Here is a 15,145-nt window from a genome sequence, read left to right on the forward strand (position 1 = left end):
GACAAGAAAACCGTTAATTCGCTCTGATTTATTACATTGAGCGACGGCATTTCAATCAAGTTGGCAGATTCTACCCAATTTCTAGCCGCTTCGCACTAGCTAATTGGTTCGCCCAAGATCCTTAATAATATGACTTGCTGAGAAGATTGCTGCTCTAATCGCACAGATAATCTCTTGGCGAGATAAATACCCGCAACCGTGGCAAGGGCAGAAGAGAGAATCACGATGCCTTCTCCAGCGGCCAAAAATGGAGCAATCCACCATTGCGCAATGAAAGCGCCAAGAATCATGGCAAAGAGTGGGACAAGATAAACAACCGCCGCGGAGTGCAATATGCTCTTTTCTGGTAGGCCAATTTCGACCACTTGACCCGGTTTAACTGACTTATCCGTCGTTAAATGCCAACTCAACGATTTATTCCCTACTGCTTTAGAGACAATGCCAGTTCCGCAACTTTTTTGCGAAGAACAACTGCTACAACTGGTTTGCTGTTCGCACGCTAACTCAACGTCAAACCCCTTTGAAAGAGGTTTAACGTGAGCAACCGTTGCCAGTGCGGTCATCATTGTGAATCACTCACAGGATTGGCAAATTTGACTGATTGAGCAATACGTTTTGCTGTCGCAGGAGGAACATCACCAATCACTGAGATTTCATGTTCACCACGAACAAAGCTGTGCAGCGTACGACGCCCTTGGCGAACTAATTGGCCTTTGAGCGACAAGTTATCGCTTTGCGAAATGTAGACCGAGAAACTAAACAAACCATCACTGTACATCTGACTTTCAACCATACGCTCAGTGTCATTCATGCGGTAGCGGTTAAGCTCTTTCGGTTCAAAACCATTTGGCACCCATGCAACTGTCCAGTGTGCATTATCAACCTGCCCTTTTGGCAGTGACAACACTTCTGGTAACTTCACTTGGTTTAAACCACTGAGCACTTGCTCAATTTTCTCATTTACATTGTAAGAGATGGTTCGATATTGCTCTAACACCTCACCATCGCGATCCACTAAGTCTGCACGCAAAGGTAATTTGCTGCCTTCATCGACCCATAAAACGTAGGAATAACGTTGGCCATCTTTCGGCACGACTCTTAGTACCTGACATGCCACACCCGCTTCACGCGCACGGCCAACTTGCACGAAATCGTAGAAGTTTTTTAACTGGCTAACGTCTGAATTTAATAATGGAATCGTTGGAGCAACCATGTTGCCTGACTCAATTGTGAAAGGTTCAACGCCAGGCTCAAGATAGCTAACCTCATCACCACGACGAATGACCTCACGAACAGGGCCACTCAAATAGATAAGGTGTGCAAGCTGCTTATCTTCAGATACTGCGTGTCGATACAGCAATGGCTCAATGCTGTTTTTCTTTATCAGTATGTAAGACAGTTCATAGTTAAGATGCTGACTTGCCTCGTTCATTTGATACAACAAAGCCTCTGCAGCGTTCTCTTCTGCAAAGGCTAATGGTGTGTTCAAACTGAACAGTGTCAGCGCACTGATCAGAAATTTCTTCATTCAACTACCGTTTCAGGATTATCACTACTTTCAATAGTATTTTCACTATTTAAGCGTAGTTGTAATTCGTAGTCTCGTAGCATCGCATTTATGCGACGACGTTGTTCTTGTACATTCACTTCGCTAGAACTTTGCTGCTCAACCGAAGAACGCGTTAGGCTAACAGGCTCTGCGCTACCAGCAAATGGGATCGTTTGAAGAACAGGCAATGTTTCTGCCGCAGGTGAACTTGGATCGCTGCCACCATATTGCTGCACACCTAAGATCACCGCCAATGACACACACGCCGCCATCGCGACTTGGCCAAATTGGTTCAACCAAGCAGGTAATTGTTTACGTGCTTGTGCCGGTGTCGGCTGTGATTCAACACGACGATGCTGTTCTAACTGAGTTATTGTGGAGTGCGCAGGCTCATCATCGAGCGCTAACGCGACGCTTTCAGCAATATTCCACTCCGGTTTCTCCGGAGCCTCACCACGCATTACATCACCAATTAAATGGTAGTTTTGCCATGATTGTAGGCTTTCTTGGTCTTGCTCTAATTCAGTAATCAGAGCCTTATCAACCAACTCTCCATCCATGAGTGCTGAAAGTTTCTCTTTGTCAGCCATTATTTTCACCATTAATGTTACTGGTCTAGCGTTGCAAAAGGGGTTGAATCTTTTTCTCAACCGCTTCACGAGCACGGAAGATACGCGAGCGCACCGTTCCTACAGGGCAATCCATAACCGCTGCTATTTCCTCGTAGCTTAAGCCATCAAGCTCACGCAACGTCATTGCGGTTTTTAAATCATCAGGCAGTGCTTCAATCGCACTGAAAACGACACGTTTCAATTCATTGGACAACGTTAAGTTCTCAGGGTTCGATATTTCTTTTAATGCACTACCCGTTTCGTAATATTCAGCATCTTCAGTATCCACATCTTGAGCGGGAGGCCTACGCCCTTGAGCTACAAGGTGGTTTTTTGCAGTATTAACGGCAATCCGATATAACCAAGTATAGAAGGCACTTTCGCCACGAAAGCTTGGTATCGCTCTGTACGCCTTAATAAATGCTTCTTGCGCTACATCGGGAACATCACCAGGATTATTCACATAGCGAGAAATAAGGTTGCAGACTTTGTTTTGGTACTTTGTCACCAACAAGTTGAATGCTTGCTTATCCCCATTCTGAACTCGCTCAATTAATACTTGATCGGTCAGCTGCTCGTTCATTCGAGCGGGTACTCCTATTGTTATTCGCCCCAGTCTTATCAGACATGAGCATTAATTATGCAAAATGTAGTATTGACACCACTGCTTACTTGAGCACTATTGTGACCTAGTAAATAAATATAAGTTCAAAAATTCTTCAAACAAATTTTACACAGTGATGCATTCATCTACCTCTGATCCCGATTGTGGGGATGAGAGCCAAGAAAAGCAATGCTCTTTACGAAGAATTGCACTCAATGCAAAGCCATTCGCTCGGTGTTACTATAGCGAATTGACTCTCACGTTTTCAGAGTCGCATTGGCAAATCTATGACAGGTTTATGAGCGGGATCGCTCAGTGACCACGACGCGAGTTTTTAAGTAAAGGGCGTCAGTGGTACAAATTAACTCGGGAATTTAAAAGTTTTATGAACGCAAACCGTGAACATCAGTGTGATGTGTTAGTGGTGGGTAGTGGCGCAGCAGGTCTATCGTTAGCGTTACGTGTCGCAGAACATGGCAAAGTCATCGTACTCAGCAAAGGACCACGTAGTGAAGGAGCAACCTACTACGCGCAAGGTGGTATTGCTGCGGTATTTGATGAATCAGACAGTATCGAGTCTCACGTTGAAGATACGCTGATTGCCGGTGCGGGTCTGTGTGAACAAGATACGGTCGAATTTATCGCTAAGAATGCTAAAGAGTGTGTTCAGTGGTTAATCGATGGCGGTGTCCCTTTTGATCGTGAAGAGAATGATAGCGACGAAGCACCTCGCTACCACTTGACGCGCGAAGGCGGTCATAGTCATCGCCGTATTCTCCATGCCGCCGACGCTACAGGCATGGCGATGCAAACCTCTTTGCAAGACAATGTCCACAACCACCCAAATATCACGGTATTGGAACGCCATAACGCCCTTGACCTGATTACTGAAGATAAAATCGGCGGTGACAGCAATAAGATTATCGGCGCTTATATTTGGAACCGTAACCAAGAGCACGTTGAAACAGTGCGTTCCAAATTTGTCGTATTGGCCACTGGCGGTGCGTCTAAAGTGTATCAATACACCTCTAACCCAGATGTTTCTTCTGGTGATGGTATTGCAATGGCATGGCGCGCGGGCTGCCGTGTTGCGAACCTCGAATTCAACCAATTCCACCCAACGTGTCTCTACCACCCTGAAGCGCGAAACTTCCTGCTAACTGAAGCTCTGCGTGGTGAAGGCGCCTACTTGCGTCGCCCTGATGGCACTCGATTTATGCCAGACTTCGACGAGCGTGAAGAACTCGCTCCACGTGATGTTGTTGCTCGCGCTATCGACTTTGAGATGAAGCGTCTCGGTGCAGATTGCATGTACTTAGACATCAGCCACAAGCCTGCTGACTTTATCGAAAAACATTTTCCAACTATCAATACTCGTCTATTGGATCTGGGTATTGATATGACCAAAGAGCCGATTCCTGTCGTTCCTGCCGCACACTACACTTGTGGTGGGGTGATGGTCGATAAAACAGGCCAAACCGATTTAAGTCAGCTGTATGCGATTGGTGAAGTGAGTTATACCGGCTTACACGGCGCTAACCGCATGGCGTCAAACTCGCTACTGGAATGTGTGGTTTATGCCTGGGCTGCGGCTAATGACATCATAGCCAATCTTGAAAACGCCGCATTACCACCCGCTCTTCCTGCTTGGGATGAGAGCCAAGTAAGCTGCTCAGACGAAGAAGTGGTTATTCAGCATAACTGGCATGAACTGCGTCTATTTATGTGGGACTATATGGGCATTGTGCGTACCGATAAGCGCTTAGAACGCGCACTGCGTCGTATTCAATTACTGCAGCAAGAAACCCACGAGTACTACAGTAACTTCAAGGTATCAAATAACCTCTTAGAGCTGCGTAACCTACTGCAAGTTGCTGAGCTGATGGTTCGCTGTGCAATGGAAAGAAAAGAGAGCCGTGGCCTGCATTATACTCTCGACTACCCAGAGCTAGCGAAAGAGAGTCACCCGACGATTCTCGTTCCTGACAGCCGAGACTAATACTCGAGCAATGTGACCAAAAGGGAGCCTAGTGCTCCCTTTTTAGCATGACGATCAAGTCGCGATACTGTTTTTCGCTCATACTATCTCGCCACAGCAAGACGCGGCTGTTGTCATCATGAACAATCAATAATGCTGCGGGAGAGAGTGCGAACACAACACGCTTAATGGGGATTAACGAACGATCTAGTTGGTACTCTTGCGCCGACAAAAAGGTCACATCACCAAGCAAGGCTGAAGTAAAGAAGCCAGATTTGATCGTCACGGTCGTGAGCAGATAAATGCTCGGGAACACTGCAACAAGCGGTAAGTCAGATAGGATGACGAATGAACTGGCCAATACCAGAATAAAGTAATTGGCCAGTAGAGATAGGTAAGAGCGAGTTAGGCGAAACCTAGCGCACTTTACTGAGGTTATGAGCGACAATCTTATCGACCATAGAAGCATGACCTAAGTTTTCACTGCGGCCATGGCCCATTATCCACGTAAATAAATCTGGATCATCGCACTCTAGCAGTGACACAAAATCTTGTTGCTCATTTTCTTTAAGGCTTTCAAAACACTCTTCAAAAAACGGCATGATAACCACGTCGAGTTCTAACATTCCACGACGACACGCCCATTTGATACGCGCTTTTTGTTCTGCGGTATACATTGTAATTCCTCACCTAATCGGTTGATTTGCGCCGAGTGTAACAAGCAAATTGCTTTGCAACTAGTACGCCAGTCACACTCCCGAGCAAGGTCAGCATTTTCGCTAACTTTATCGGATTTAATGCCACACTACGCTAAAGGTTGTTTATCAATAGGATTAGGCGATAACATACGTCTATTCAGATTCTATTAGGTAACGATCATGGATTGGCAAAAAGACTTTGCTCCTTTACAGCTAGCATCAACGGACTCACTGCCAGAGCTGGCAATTGCACCTCTAACGACTTGGGGAGCAATCACACTCATTGGCGACGACAAGAAATCATATCTGCAAGGGCAAGTGACTTGTGATGTTGTGACTCTTGGTGAGCAATCATCAACGTTTGGCGCTCATTGTGATGCAAAGGGTAAGGTTTGGAGTGTATTCCGCTTATTCCACCATAATGGTGGCTACGCAATGTTCCAACCAAAGTCATTGATCGACAAAGAGCTTGCTGAGCTTAAGAAATATGCCATTTTCTCTAAAGTTGAGTTTACCCATAGTGATGAAATCGCACTTGGCGTTATGGGCAGTAACGCCACCGCTCTAGTTGACTCCCTTTCAGAAGAGACTGGTGATGTTCGTCGTGTAGAGGGTGGTAGCGCAGTTAAGATCGATGATCAGCGCTGGTTACTATTAGTCACAGAGGCCTCTACACAGCAGATTGTCGCGCAAAGTAACGCGAGCAAAGTATCGGAAGATTTATGGACGCTACACGATATTCAATCGGGTACCCCATTGCTTAACGCAGAGCAGCAAATTGAGCACATTCCTCAAGCTATTAATGTACAAGCTGTAGACGGCATTAGCTTCAAAAAGGGTTGTTACACTGGCCAGGAAACCGTCGCTCGCGCCAAGTATCGCGGTATGAATAAACGTGCCCTATTTATTGTCCAAGGTAACGCTGACAAGAATATTGATGACAATGCAGAGTTAGAACGTGCCGTGGGTGAAAACTGGCGCAGTGCGGGTAAGTTACTTGCGAGTTACCGCTTTACAGATAACGCCGCGCTGGCATTAGTGGTATTGCCGAACAACCTCGACGATGACGTTCAATTACGCTTAAAAGATCAACCAGAAAGCTCATGGACCATCGCTCAGCTACCATACTCGTTACAAGACGATGAGTAATTCATTTTCCACCCATATTACTCAATACTTAGAGGCGCAGCAGGTGGCTTTTCGCCTGCTTCCGCATCAGACGCCAGCGACAACGATTGAAGATGCCGCAGCTCAGCGCGGCATTCGCCCAGAGCAAATGGTCAAGTGTATTGTGCTTAGAGATATGAGTAATCGCTATGCCATCGCTTGCGCGCCCGGTAATCAATCGGTTGATCCGAAAAAAGTTCGAGCATTGCTTAACTGGCGACGAATGACCTGCGTCTCCATGGAGCAAGTCGCCAGTTTGACCGGCTATCAAATAGGCACTGTGGTTCCTTTGCTGCTCCGCACGCCAATGGAGATCATTTTTGATCAACAAATCTTAAATGAACCAGAAGTCACCATCAGCAGTGGATCTAACATGGCAGGGGTTGCCTTGAACTGTGCTGACTTGATCGAATTATGCCAACCTAAGATCGCAGCGATCTGCCGCGATTAAACTATCAGGCTAACCAATTTACGTTAGCCTCATCTGTAAAAATTACATAATGTTGCATAAAATATTGATCATTTTCGCATCATATAAGATATTCAATTAAATTATTATTCAATTTAAAAGCATATATAGTCACAGGGATTTTTTTGCAGTATTCTAATCTCGTTGGTTAAAGTTCAAGCAAAATATGTTCATTCTGTTTGGCACTCGTTTGAAAGTCGGTATGTAACTCTTAAGCGACGTGTAACCTTCTCCAACAAAAAAGTGAATCCACTGATTGTTTCAGGACATCCACTTTTTGTGTAATGCATCTGTGACTATTCGCCCGCGTAGCTATGCGGGCTTTTTTTTGAATAAATTTACCGAAAAATCACATCTAATAAAAAAGTTAAACTATTCTTTAAAGTAACTGTCACAAAGATAAGGCTTAATAGTGCTCGTTCTCCCCAACGAGTTCAATAACTAGAATATAAATGGGGTAACTATCACAATAAAATGGATATTTATCCGTAGATTTGTCTACGACAACACAAATATCCAAAAACTCAGTTTCTACTGCATATTCCACCACCATAATCACATAAATTCAGGTGGATAATTCGTATAATTTGCAGTGCTTGCTAAACATAAGGACAAATGTATGAGACTGTTTAAGCGCTATACACCAGGTATGATTGCTAAACACATTAGTCGGCTATTCAAGGGAAGAATTTACATCTATGGCGTAGGTAAATTTGAGTTCGATAACGGCAAATTGATTTTGCCAGAAAGAGCAGAAACGCGTCACTTTAAAGCGGTTAAGGAAATCAATAAAGAAGTCATGAAACTCCGCTGCGCTTACGCATAAAGAATTAGAAAGGGTTGGCAATTGCCAACCCTTTTAGTACCTATCAATCAAACTGCTACGATTTAATCACGCTTCGCTGAGCAAGCTTGGGTAAGTTCCCTGTAAGCCCAAGCGCACGCTTCATTATTTCATCTTTTGCGCCTGGTAATTGACCGACCAACTTCATACCAATACCACGAATCAGCTTCTTGGCCGGATTACTGCCTTCAAACAGGTCCTTAAAGCCTTGCATTGCTGCGATCATTTTCGCCGCTTCAGCTTTACGCCAACGCTCGTAACCTCTGAGGTTACGCTTAGTGCCGAAGTCTTCACCCTGTTGCCAAAGCTCGATCACTTCTTGCGCTAAACTGGCTGCGTCCAACAAGCCTAAGTTAACACCCTGCCCTGCAAGTGGGTGGATGGTATGAGCAGCATCACCAACCAAAGCAACACGTTCAGTCACAAAGTCACGGGCGTAACGCATTTTAAGTGGGAAGGCAAAGCGATCGCCTTCAACTTCACATAGGCCTAAGCGATTATCAAATTCTGTCGTGAGCGCTTTATTAAACTCGCGGTTTGACATCTCGACTAAGCGTTCCGCTCGGTTGGGCTCTGTTGACCAAACAATCGAGCTTAAGTTGTCTTCACCTAAAGGTAAAAAAGCCAATGGACCTTGTGGTGTAAAGGTTTGGCGAGCAATACGTTCATGCGCTTCTTTGGTACGAACATTGGCAACAATCGCACTGTGCCCATAGTCCCAATGAGTCAATGGAATATCTTGCTGTTTTCTCACCCAAGAGTTAGCGCCATCCGCACCCACAACTAATTTCGCAGTTAATGATTGGCCATTATCAAGCGTCAACCAAGCTTCACTTTCGCCCATTGCCATAGACGCACATCGCGCCGGCATAAATAGCGACACATTGGCTTGCTGTTTCACTTGGTCAAGCAGTGCCAATTGAATCACGCGATTTTCAACAATATGACCAAGATCTGGCTGAGCAAGCTTCTGCGCTTCAAACTCTATGCGTGCGAAGCTATCTTGCTCCCACACTTCCATAGCACGATAAGGGGCCGCTCTGCGCTGCATAATCCCTTGCCATGCACCCAAGTTGCGTAACACGGATTCACTTGAACGACTCAATGCAGAAACACGAACGTCTGGCAATGCACTCAGCTCGCTTTCAGGTTCGTGACTTTCAATCACGGCAATACGTAAATCAGTATCTTTAAATGCGGCCGCTAGCGCTAAACCGACCATTCCACCGCCAACAATCGCGATATCTACACTTTGCATCATATGTTTGTTGTCCTTGTTGCTGGCTTATCGAGCCACCAAGCCTAAAGTTCTTTTTAGTAGTGGGGCTTTTAACGGGGCAAAGTTATCCATAGCGAACAGCCCCAAGTTACGACCAATACGCATCGTCAAATAGTCATTAGAAAAGATATGCACTAGAGATGATGTCATTGAAATAGTCGCGTTGCGATCTTGTGCTCGCGCCTGCTTAAATTGCTTAAGAACGTGATATTCACCTGAGTCTTGTGGCTGCTGAGCGATACATTCCGCTAACGTCGCTACATCACGAATGCCCAAGTTAAACCCTTGACCTGCTATTGGGTGAAGTGTTTGTGCCGCATTGCCGACAATGGCAAAACGGTGTGAGACATTTTGCTCACGGTAACGCAGTAATAATGGGTAACTGGCTCGCTGCCCGGTCTTGTCTAATCGCCCTAGACGCCAACCAAAGCTCTCTTGTAACTTAGCCAAGAAAGCTTCATCACTATAATTCATCACCTTGGCTGCTTCATCTGGTCTCAAGCACCATACCAAAGACATACGGCCCTCAGACATTGGCAGCAATGCCACGGGGCCAGATTCAGTAAAGCGCTCAAAAGCACGGCCCTGATGCGCTTGTTGAGTGGTGATATTAGCAATCACAGCCACTTGGTCAAAGTCGTGCTCAGAAAGCGTCAGTCCAATCTGCTGGCAACAAGTAGACACCGCACCATCAGCCGCGACCAAAAGCTTCCCCTCAACCTGTTGGTTACCGCTTAATGTCAGTTGCACTTTTTCTTGCTGGCGAACAACTTGCTCTACCGAAGCATGAATCAGCTCAATGTGTTCATCTTGCTCAATTTGATGATGATAAATACGTCCCACATCGGCAAGCTCAACCACATAGCCTAATGCATCAACGGCCAGCTCCTCACAGGTTATATCTGTCATTCCAGCATGAGTACGATCAGAGACATGGATATGGATAATCGGCGTCGCCACGCTTTCAATCTGCTGCCACAAGCCAAATCGCTTCAGGATATTGACCGTGCCATAAGAGAGCGCAATTGAGCGAGAATCAAATCCCGGATGCGCTTGGTGATCAACAGGAAACGGTTCAATCACCGCAATAGACAACGGCTGTGATGAGAGCTTATTTATCGCCAGTGCTAACGTCATTCCAGCCATTGCGCCACCAGCAATGACCACATCAAACTGCTTCATTAACCTACCTACTTAGTGAATAGTTGGAGCGGTTTGCTGAGTTGGTCGTTGACCAAATTCCGAGTGAATCGTCAGTACGCACGCTTTAACATGCTCAATGACCTGCTCAAGCAGTTGTGCCTGCTCTTCTAGGTCGTCATCTTCATCAATGCCCAGCTTAGAAATTTCTTCAAGATCAGCCAGTGCTTCTTTGACATCCTTAGAGGCTTTTTTCAGTTCAGCATTCACTAGACCTAAACCGGAAATAAAGTGATTAACCCACTCTGCCAAGCCATCCGCAATATCAAACAGCGATGCACTCGCTTCTTCGTCAGGAAGCAGTATCTCAAGCTCCATACCTGAACCAGTAAGTTCGCTGATGGTTGCATCTAGTGCTGCTTGCGCTAACTGTAAGGACTTTGTTGGCCATCCCATACCTTCACTGACATAGTCATAAACCATTGGCTGCCAGCTTTTGTCTGTCAAACTAAGACCGCCACTGAGCATTCCAGTCAATAGACCGTGCAATTCAGCTGGATTGACCGCTAAACCGGCTGACTGTAAATCACTGGCAAATGTCAGATAATCTGGTAGTTGTTTGTCGCTCATTAGAATGACCCAATTGAAATAAATAAGCTCAATCGTATCACTTACCAAAGCAGCCGAAAACGAACGATTACTCAATTGTGGGCACCTTTTACTCAATTTGCCCAATTACTGTGTTATTGTGCGCTGATTTGCACCACGGGTTCTGGAAAAGCTTGAATCTTAATGGGCGTTTTTCTATAGTTTCTTCCTCGGTGATTGTTTGCTTTATCACCTTAGGCAACAGATATTAGAGTCGATATGAGTAATCAAGCGGTAGAAGTTGAAATCTTAGGTAAGTTAATGCGGGTAAACTGCCCAGCTGGACAAGAAGAGTCTTTGATTAACGCAGCCCAACGTCTAGAGAGCCGCCTGACTGAAATGGCAGAAAAGACTAAAATTACTAATGAAGTCCAATTGCTGACTTTTGTTGCCTTGAACTTTAGTCATGAGCTTGAAACTCGTGATAGCGATTCAAAGCAAGAACAAAATGCACTGTTTGAGCGCATGGAACAGCTCTCAGCCTCTTTAGATAGTGCAATGAGTAAAGTGAAGCCAGGACAGCAATAGCCTTTACAGTACCAACAAGAATTTACCCTGGAGTGTGCGTTAGGGGATTACGTCCCTGAGCCGATAAGCAATACTAAAGGGTTAGTACTTGGTTGCTATTGAGCAAGCTCGGCATGCACCGAGAAGCCTACGGTAACCATTGCTGATCCGCCCTGAACCAGCTGGTTCATGGGTCAAACATCTCCGACGACACTCTGGGGTATCCTCCTTTGAATACCCCTAACGATGGGTAGTATCATGACACTCTCTCGACAAGACTTTCGCCAATCCATTCGTCATCGACGCAACCAGTTAAGCGATAGCTTCCAGCAGCAAGCGGGCTTAGACCTTTGCCAGCAATTTTTATCTATTCCTGAGATCAAATCCGCTCAACATATTGCTTTGTACTTGTCGGCAGACGGTGAAGTCGACACCATGCCACTGATTAAAAAACTGTGGCAGAGTGGCAAACAGGTTTATCTGCCGGTTATCCATCCTTTCTCAAAGGGACACTTACTGTTTCTCCGCTATACCCCAGACTCTCCAATGGTGTTTAACAAGTACCAAATCGCAGAGCCCAAACTCGACCAAACCCAAATCATTCCAGCCCAATCGCTCGATATTATCTGCACGCCTCTGGTTGGGTTTGATTCAACGGGTCATCGTTTAGGCATGGGCGGCGGCTATTACGATCGTACCTTAGCGCCTTGGTTTAATACTGGCCATGGGCCTAAACCAATCGGCCTTGCTCACGATTGTCAGCATGTTGATGCCCTACCGATTGAATCGTGGGATGTGCCACTGCCTAAAATTGTGACTCCAACCAAGGTTTGGCAATGGTAACTTTCTACGCTCACTCATCGCTTCAAGTATGATACGGATAAGGCTATAATCGCCGCGCAAACGTTAATACAACCTCTTTTAGGAGATGAGCATGACTCAAGATGAAATGAAGAAAGAAGCTGGCTGGGCTGCACTTAAGTATGTCGAAAAAGGCAGTATTGTTGGTGTAGGCACAGGTTCAACAGTGAATCACTTCATCGATGCATTAGGCACTATGAAAGAGGAAATCAAAGGTGCGGTATCCAGTTCAGTAGCTTCAACTGAGCGTTTAAAAGAGCTAGAGATCGAAGTATTTGATTGTAACGAAGTTGCAGGTCTAGATATCTACGTTGATGGCGCAGATGAAATCAACGCTGACCGTGAGATGATTAAAGGTGGCGGCGCAGCGCTAACACGTGAAAAGATCGTTGCGGCAATCTCTGACAAGTTTATCTGTATCGTTGACAACACTAAGGCGGTTGACGTACTTGGTGAATTCCCACTGCCTGTTGAAGTCATTCCAATGGCGCGCTCTTATGTGGCACGCGAGCTGGTTAAACTGGGTGGTGACCCTGCATACCGTGAAGGCGTAACAACGGATAACGGCAACGTAATTTTAGATGTTTACGGCCTAAAAATTACTAACCCTAAAGATCTAGAAGACAAGATTAACGCACTACCAGGTGTCGTAACGGTCGGTCTATTTGCACACCGCGGTGCAGACGTCGTGATCACTGGTACGCCAGAAGGCGCAAAAATCGAAGAGTAATAACAATTAGCGCGATAGAGTCGCGAATCTTGTTATTTCATTACAGACGGCACCTATTGGTGCCGTTTTGCTGTTTATTCCTTTATTAATTATTCCTTATTCCGTAATTTTCTTACCCAAACTGTATTTTTTTTGTTAACTTAGTGAACAGAAGACGCACAAGGAAAACGTTTGCGTCACCCTGTGAGGTAACGAAACGTTTGCTTTTATTACATTACATACTTTGTGCGCCAGTTAAGCCCCAATTTCCCCACTTTAAGGACGAAGATAATGGCCAAAGTTTCACTGGAAAAAGACAAAATTAAGATCCTCCTGCTAGAAGGTCTTCACCCATCTTCTGTAGAAGTACTTCAAGCGGCTGGTTATACCAACATTGAATATCACAAAGGCTCTCTACCAGAAGAAGAGCTACTAGAAGCAGTGAAGGATGTTCACTTCATTGGTATTCGATCACGCACCAATCTTTCCAAGGAAGTGATCAGCGCAGCTGAAAAACTGGTTGCGATTGGCTGTTTCTGTATTGGTACTAACCAAGTTGATCTTAATGCTGCAGCTTCACGCGGTATTCCAGTGTTTAACGCACCATTCTCAAATACTCGTAGTGTTGCGGAATTAGTCCTTGGTCAGCTTCTTCTACTTCTACGTGGTATTCCAGAAAAGAATGCACTTGCACATCGCGGCATTTGGAAAAAGAGTGCCGATAACTCTTACGAAGCTCGCGGTAAACGCTTAGGTATTATCGGTTACGGCCATATCGGTACCCAACTCGGTATTATTGCTGAAAACCTTGGTATGCGCGTTTACTTCTACGATATTGAGAACAAGCTATCACTGGGTAATGCGACGCAAATCCATACCATGAGCGAGCTGCTTAATAAGTGTGATGTGATTACACTGCACGTACCAGAAACGCCAGAAACGAAAAACATGATGGGCGCTGAAGAGTTCGCTCGCATGAAGCCTGGCTCAATCTTTATCAACGCCGCTCGTGGTACTGTAGTTGATATTGAAGCGCTGTGTCACAGCCTTGAAGCGGGCCACATTGCTGGCGCTGCTATCGACGTGTTCCCTACAGAGCCAAAGACCAACGCTGACCCATTTGAGTCTCCACTACAAAAGTTTGATAACGTTATCTTGACCCCACACGTAGGCGGTTCAACTCAAGAAGCACAAGAAAACATTGGTGTTGAAGTGGCTGGTAAACTGGCTAAATACTCAGACAATGGCTCGACGCTATCAAGCGTTAACTTCCCAGAAGTATCACTGCCTGAGCACCGTGATTGCTCACGTCTACTGCACATTCACCAAAACCGCCCTGGTATCCTGACGCAAATCAACACCATCTTCGCTGAAGAAGGGATCAACATCGCAGGTCAGTATCTTCAGACGGCAGCCGACTTTGGTTATGTTGTAATTGATGTTGAGACTGGACGCTCGGAAGAAGCACTAGCAAAACTGAAGAGCATCGAAGGCACAATTCGCGCGCGTATCCTGCACTAATCACCAGTTGCCAGACACAAAAAAACCACCGACTTATCGGTGGTTTTTTTATATTTTCGACTCTTTAAGGTTTAAGAGAGCGCTCACCACGAGCAATGCCAACAACACCACTTCGTGCAACTTCTAAAACTTCAGTGACTTCTGAAAGCGCTTGAATAAAGGCATCAAGCTTCTCGCTTGTTCCGGCTAATTGAACCGTATATTGCGAAGCTGTCACATCAACAATCTGACCGCGGAAAATATCTGCAGTACGCTTCACTTCAGCGCGAGAGAAACCACTCGCTTTGACCTTAACCATCATCAGCTCACGCTCAATATGATCAAGCTCTGACACTTCTTGAACCTTCAACACATCAATCAACTTATTCAGCTGTTTTTGAATTTGTTCCAGTTCCATATCATCTGAAATAGTGGTGATATTCAGGCGCGATAAAGTTTCATCGTCTGTCGGAGATACCGTCAATGACTCAATGTTATAAGCACGCTGAGAAAACAGACCAACAACTCGAGACAAAGCACCCGGTTGGTTTTCCATTAGTAGTGAAATAATGTGTCTCATA

18 protein-coding genes and 1 other RNA gene are annotated in these 15,145 nt (G+C 45.5%); 9 read left to right on the forward strand and 10 right to left on the reverse strand.

Annotation, left to right across the window (positions count from 1 at the left end; genetic code table 11):
- Window positions 1–95: 95 nt before the first annotated feature.
- The 4 genes from ACHUFZ_RS17175 to rpoE are packed head-to-tail and all read right to left on the reverse strand — an operon-like array spanning window position 96 to window position 2,743.
- Entirely contained in the window at window positions 96–566 is a 471-nt protein-coding gene (locus ACHUFZ_RS17175) for a SoxR reducing system RseC family protein (RefSeq protein WP_394128094.1), read from the reverse strand.
- Window positions 563–1,528, reverse strand: a complete 966-nt coding sequence (gene rseB / locus ACHUFZ_RS17180; RefSeq protein ID WP_394128095.1) for a sigma-E factor regulatory protein RseB — start codon at window positions 1,526–1,528, stop codon at window positions 563–565. The genes ACHUFZ_RS17175 and rseB overlap by 4 nt, the downstream gene beginning before the upstream one ends.
- On the reverse strand, window positions 1,525–2,139 hold the full coding sequence (locus ACHUFZ_RS17185; RefSeq protein WP_394128096.1) for an RseA family anti-sigma factor: 615 nt from the start codon (window positions 2,137–2,139) through the stop codon (window positions 1,525–1,527). Before ACHUFZ_RS17185 ends, rseB begins: the two co-directional genes overlap by 4 nt.
- Window positions 2,140–2,164: 25 nt before the next feature.
- Window positions 2,165–2,743: an RNA polymerase sigma factor RpoE gene (gene rpoE, locus ACHUFZ_RS17190; RefSeq protein ID WP_004415624.1), complete on the reverse strand. Its 579-nt coding sequence runs from the start codon at window positions 2,741–2,743 to the stop codon at window positions 2,165–2,167.
- A 406-nt stretch (window positions 2,744–3,149) separates the two neighbouring features.
- On the opposite strand from rpoE, the gene nadB reads away from it, so the two are divergent.
- Complete coding sequence (nadB, locus tag ACHUFZ_RS17195; protein ID WP_394128097.1) at window positions 3,150–4,763, forward strand: L-aspartate oxidase; 1,614 nt, start codon at window positions 3,150–3,152, stop codon at window positions 4,761–4,763.
- A gap of 28 nt (window positions 4,764–4,791) precedes the next feature.
- Here the strand turns inward: nadB and ACHUFZ_RS17200 are convergent, their stop codons facing one another.
- Together ACHUFZ_RS17200 and ACHUFZ_RS17205 are read right to left on the reverse strand one after the other, a co-directional pair.
- Entirely contained in the window at window positions 4,792–5,190 is a 399-nt protein-coding gene (locus tag ACHUFZ_RS17200; RefSeq protein ID WP_394128098.1) for a protein YgfX, read from the reverse strand.
- Window positions 5,159–5,419: an FAD assembly factor SdhE gene (locus ACHUFZ_RS17205; protein WP_004415630.1), complete on the reverse strand. Its 261-nt coding sequence runs from the start codon at window positions 5,417–5,419 to the stop codon at window positions 5,159–5,161. Before ACHUFZ_RS17205 ends, ACHUFZ_RS17200 begins: the two co-directional genes overlap by 32 nt.
- A gap of 201 nt (window positions 5,420–5,620) precedes the next feature.
- Between ACHUFZ_RS17205 and ygfZ the strand changes: the two genes are divergently transcribed.
- The 3 genes from ygfZ (at window position 5,621) to ACHUFZ_RS17220 (ending at window position 7,902) form a co-directional block, all read left to right on the forward strand.
- Window positions 5,621–6,589: a tRNA-modifying protein YgfZ gene (gene ygfZ, locus ACHUFZ_RS17210; RefSeq protein ID WP_394128099.1), complete on the forward strand. Its 969-nt coding sequence runs from the start codon at window positions 5,621–5,623 to the stop codon at window positions 6,587–6,589.
- Window positions 6,582–7,058: an aminoacyl-tRNA deacylase gene (locus ACHUFZ_RS17215; RefSeq protein ID WP_394128100.1), complete on the forward strand. Its 477-nt coding sequence runs from the start codon at window positions 6,582–6,584 to the stop codon at window positions 7,056–7,058. Before ygfZ ends, ACHUFZ_RS17215 begins: the two co-directional genes overlap by 8 nt.
- Window positions 7,059–7,695: 637 nt before the next feature.
- Window positions 7,696–7,902 (forward strand): DUF1107 domain-containing protein, encoded by a 207-nt coding sequence (locus tag ACHUFZ_RS17220; protein ID WP_004415633.1) that lies wholly within the window; start codon window positions 7,696–7,698, stop codon window positions 7,900–7,902.
- A 55-nt stretch (window positions 7,903–7,957) separates the two neighbouring features.
- On the opposite strand, the gene ACHUFZ_RS17225 is transcribed toward ACHUFZ_RS17220, so the two are convergent.
- The 3 genes from ACHUFZ_RS17225 to ACHUFZ_RS17235 are packed head-to-tail and all read right to left on the reverse strand — an operon-like array spanning window position 7,958 to window position 10,969.
- Window positions 7,958–9,181, reverse strand: coding sequence for an FAD-dependent 2-octaprenylphenol hydroxylase (locus ACHUFZ_RS17225; RefSeq protein WP_134835387.1), 1,224 nt, complete (start codon window positions 9,179–9,181; stop codon window positions 7,958–7,960).
- Window positions 9,182–9,205: 24 nt separating this feature from the next.
- Window positions 9,206–10,381 carry a 2-octaprenyl-6-methoxyphenyl hydroxylase gene (gene ubiH / locus ACHUFZ_RS17230; protein ID WP_394128101.1) on the reverse strand — a complete coding sequence of 392 codons (1,176 nt, stop codon included), beginning with the start codon at window positions 10,379–10,381 and terminating at the stop codon, window positions 9,206–9,208.
- Window positions 10,382–10,393: 12 nt separating this feature from the next.
- Complete coding sequence (locus tag ACHUFZ_RS17235; RefSeq protein WP_394128102.1) at window positions 10,394–10,969, reverse strand: YecA/YgfB family protein; 576 nt, start codon at window positions 10,967–10,969, stop codon at window positions 10,394–10,396.
- Between the two features lie 237 nt (window positions 10,970–11,206).
- On the opposite strand from ACHUFZ_RS17235, the gene ACHUFZ_RS17240 reads away from it, so the two are divergent.
- From ACHUFZ_RS17240 to serA, 5 genes are all read left to right on the forward strand, one after another.
- Window positions 11,207–11,515 carry a cell division protein ZapA gene (locus ACHUFZ_RS17240; RefSeq protein WP_004415640.1) on the forward strand — a complete coding sequence of 103 codons (309 nt, stop codon included), beginning with the start codon at window positions 11,207–11,209 and terminating at the stop codon, window positions 11,513–11,515.
- 21 nt (window positions 11,516–11,536) lie between these two features.
- Window positions 11,537–11,720, forward strand: a non-coding RNA gene (gene ssrS, locus ACHUFZ_RS17245) — 6S RNA.
- A 32-nt stretch (window positions 11,721–11,752) separates the two neighbouring features.
- Window positions 11,753–12,337, forward strand: coding sequence for a 5-formyltetrahydrofolate cyclo-ligase (locus tag ACHUFZ_RS17250; protein WP_394128103.1), 585 nt, complete (start codon window positions 11,753–11,755; stop codon window positions 12,335–12,337).
- A 91-nt stretch (window positions 12,338–12,428) separates the two neighbouring features.
- On the forward strand, window positions 12,429–13,085 hold the full coding sequence (rpiA, locus tag ACHUFZ_RS17255) for a ribose-5-phosphate isomerase RpiA (protein ID WP_053440228.1): 657 nt from the start codon (window positions 12,429–12,431) through the stop codon (window positions 13,083–13,085).
- Window positions 13,086–13,355: 270 nt separating this feature from the next.
- Complete coding sequence (gene serA, locus ACHUFZ_RS17260; RefSeq protein ID WP_134835382.1) at window positions 13,356–14,585, forward strand: phosphoglycerate dehydrogenase; 1,230 nt, start codon at window positions 13,356–13,358, stop codon at window positions 14,583–14,585.
- A gap of 64 nt (window positions 14,586–14,649) precedes the next feature.
- Here serA and ilvN read toward each other — a convergent pair whose 3' ends face one another.
- Window positions 14,650–15,144, reverse strand: a complete 495-nt coding sequence (gene ilvN / locus ACHUFZ_RS17265) for an acetolactate synthase small subunit (RefSeq protein WP_134835381.1) — start codon at window positions 15,142–15,144, stop codon at window positions 14,650–14,652.
- Between the last annotated feature and the right edge of the window lies 1 nt (window position 15,145).

This window comes from Vibrio hepatarius (genome assembly GCF_043642085.1).
Lineage (GTDB): Bacteria > Pseudomonadota > Gammaproteobacteria > Enterobacterales > Vibrionaceae > Vibrio > Vibrio hepatarius_C.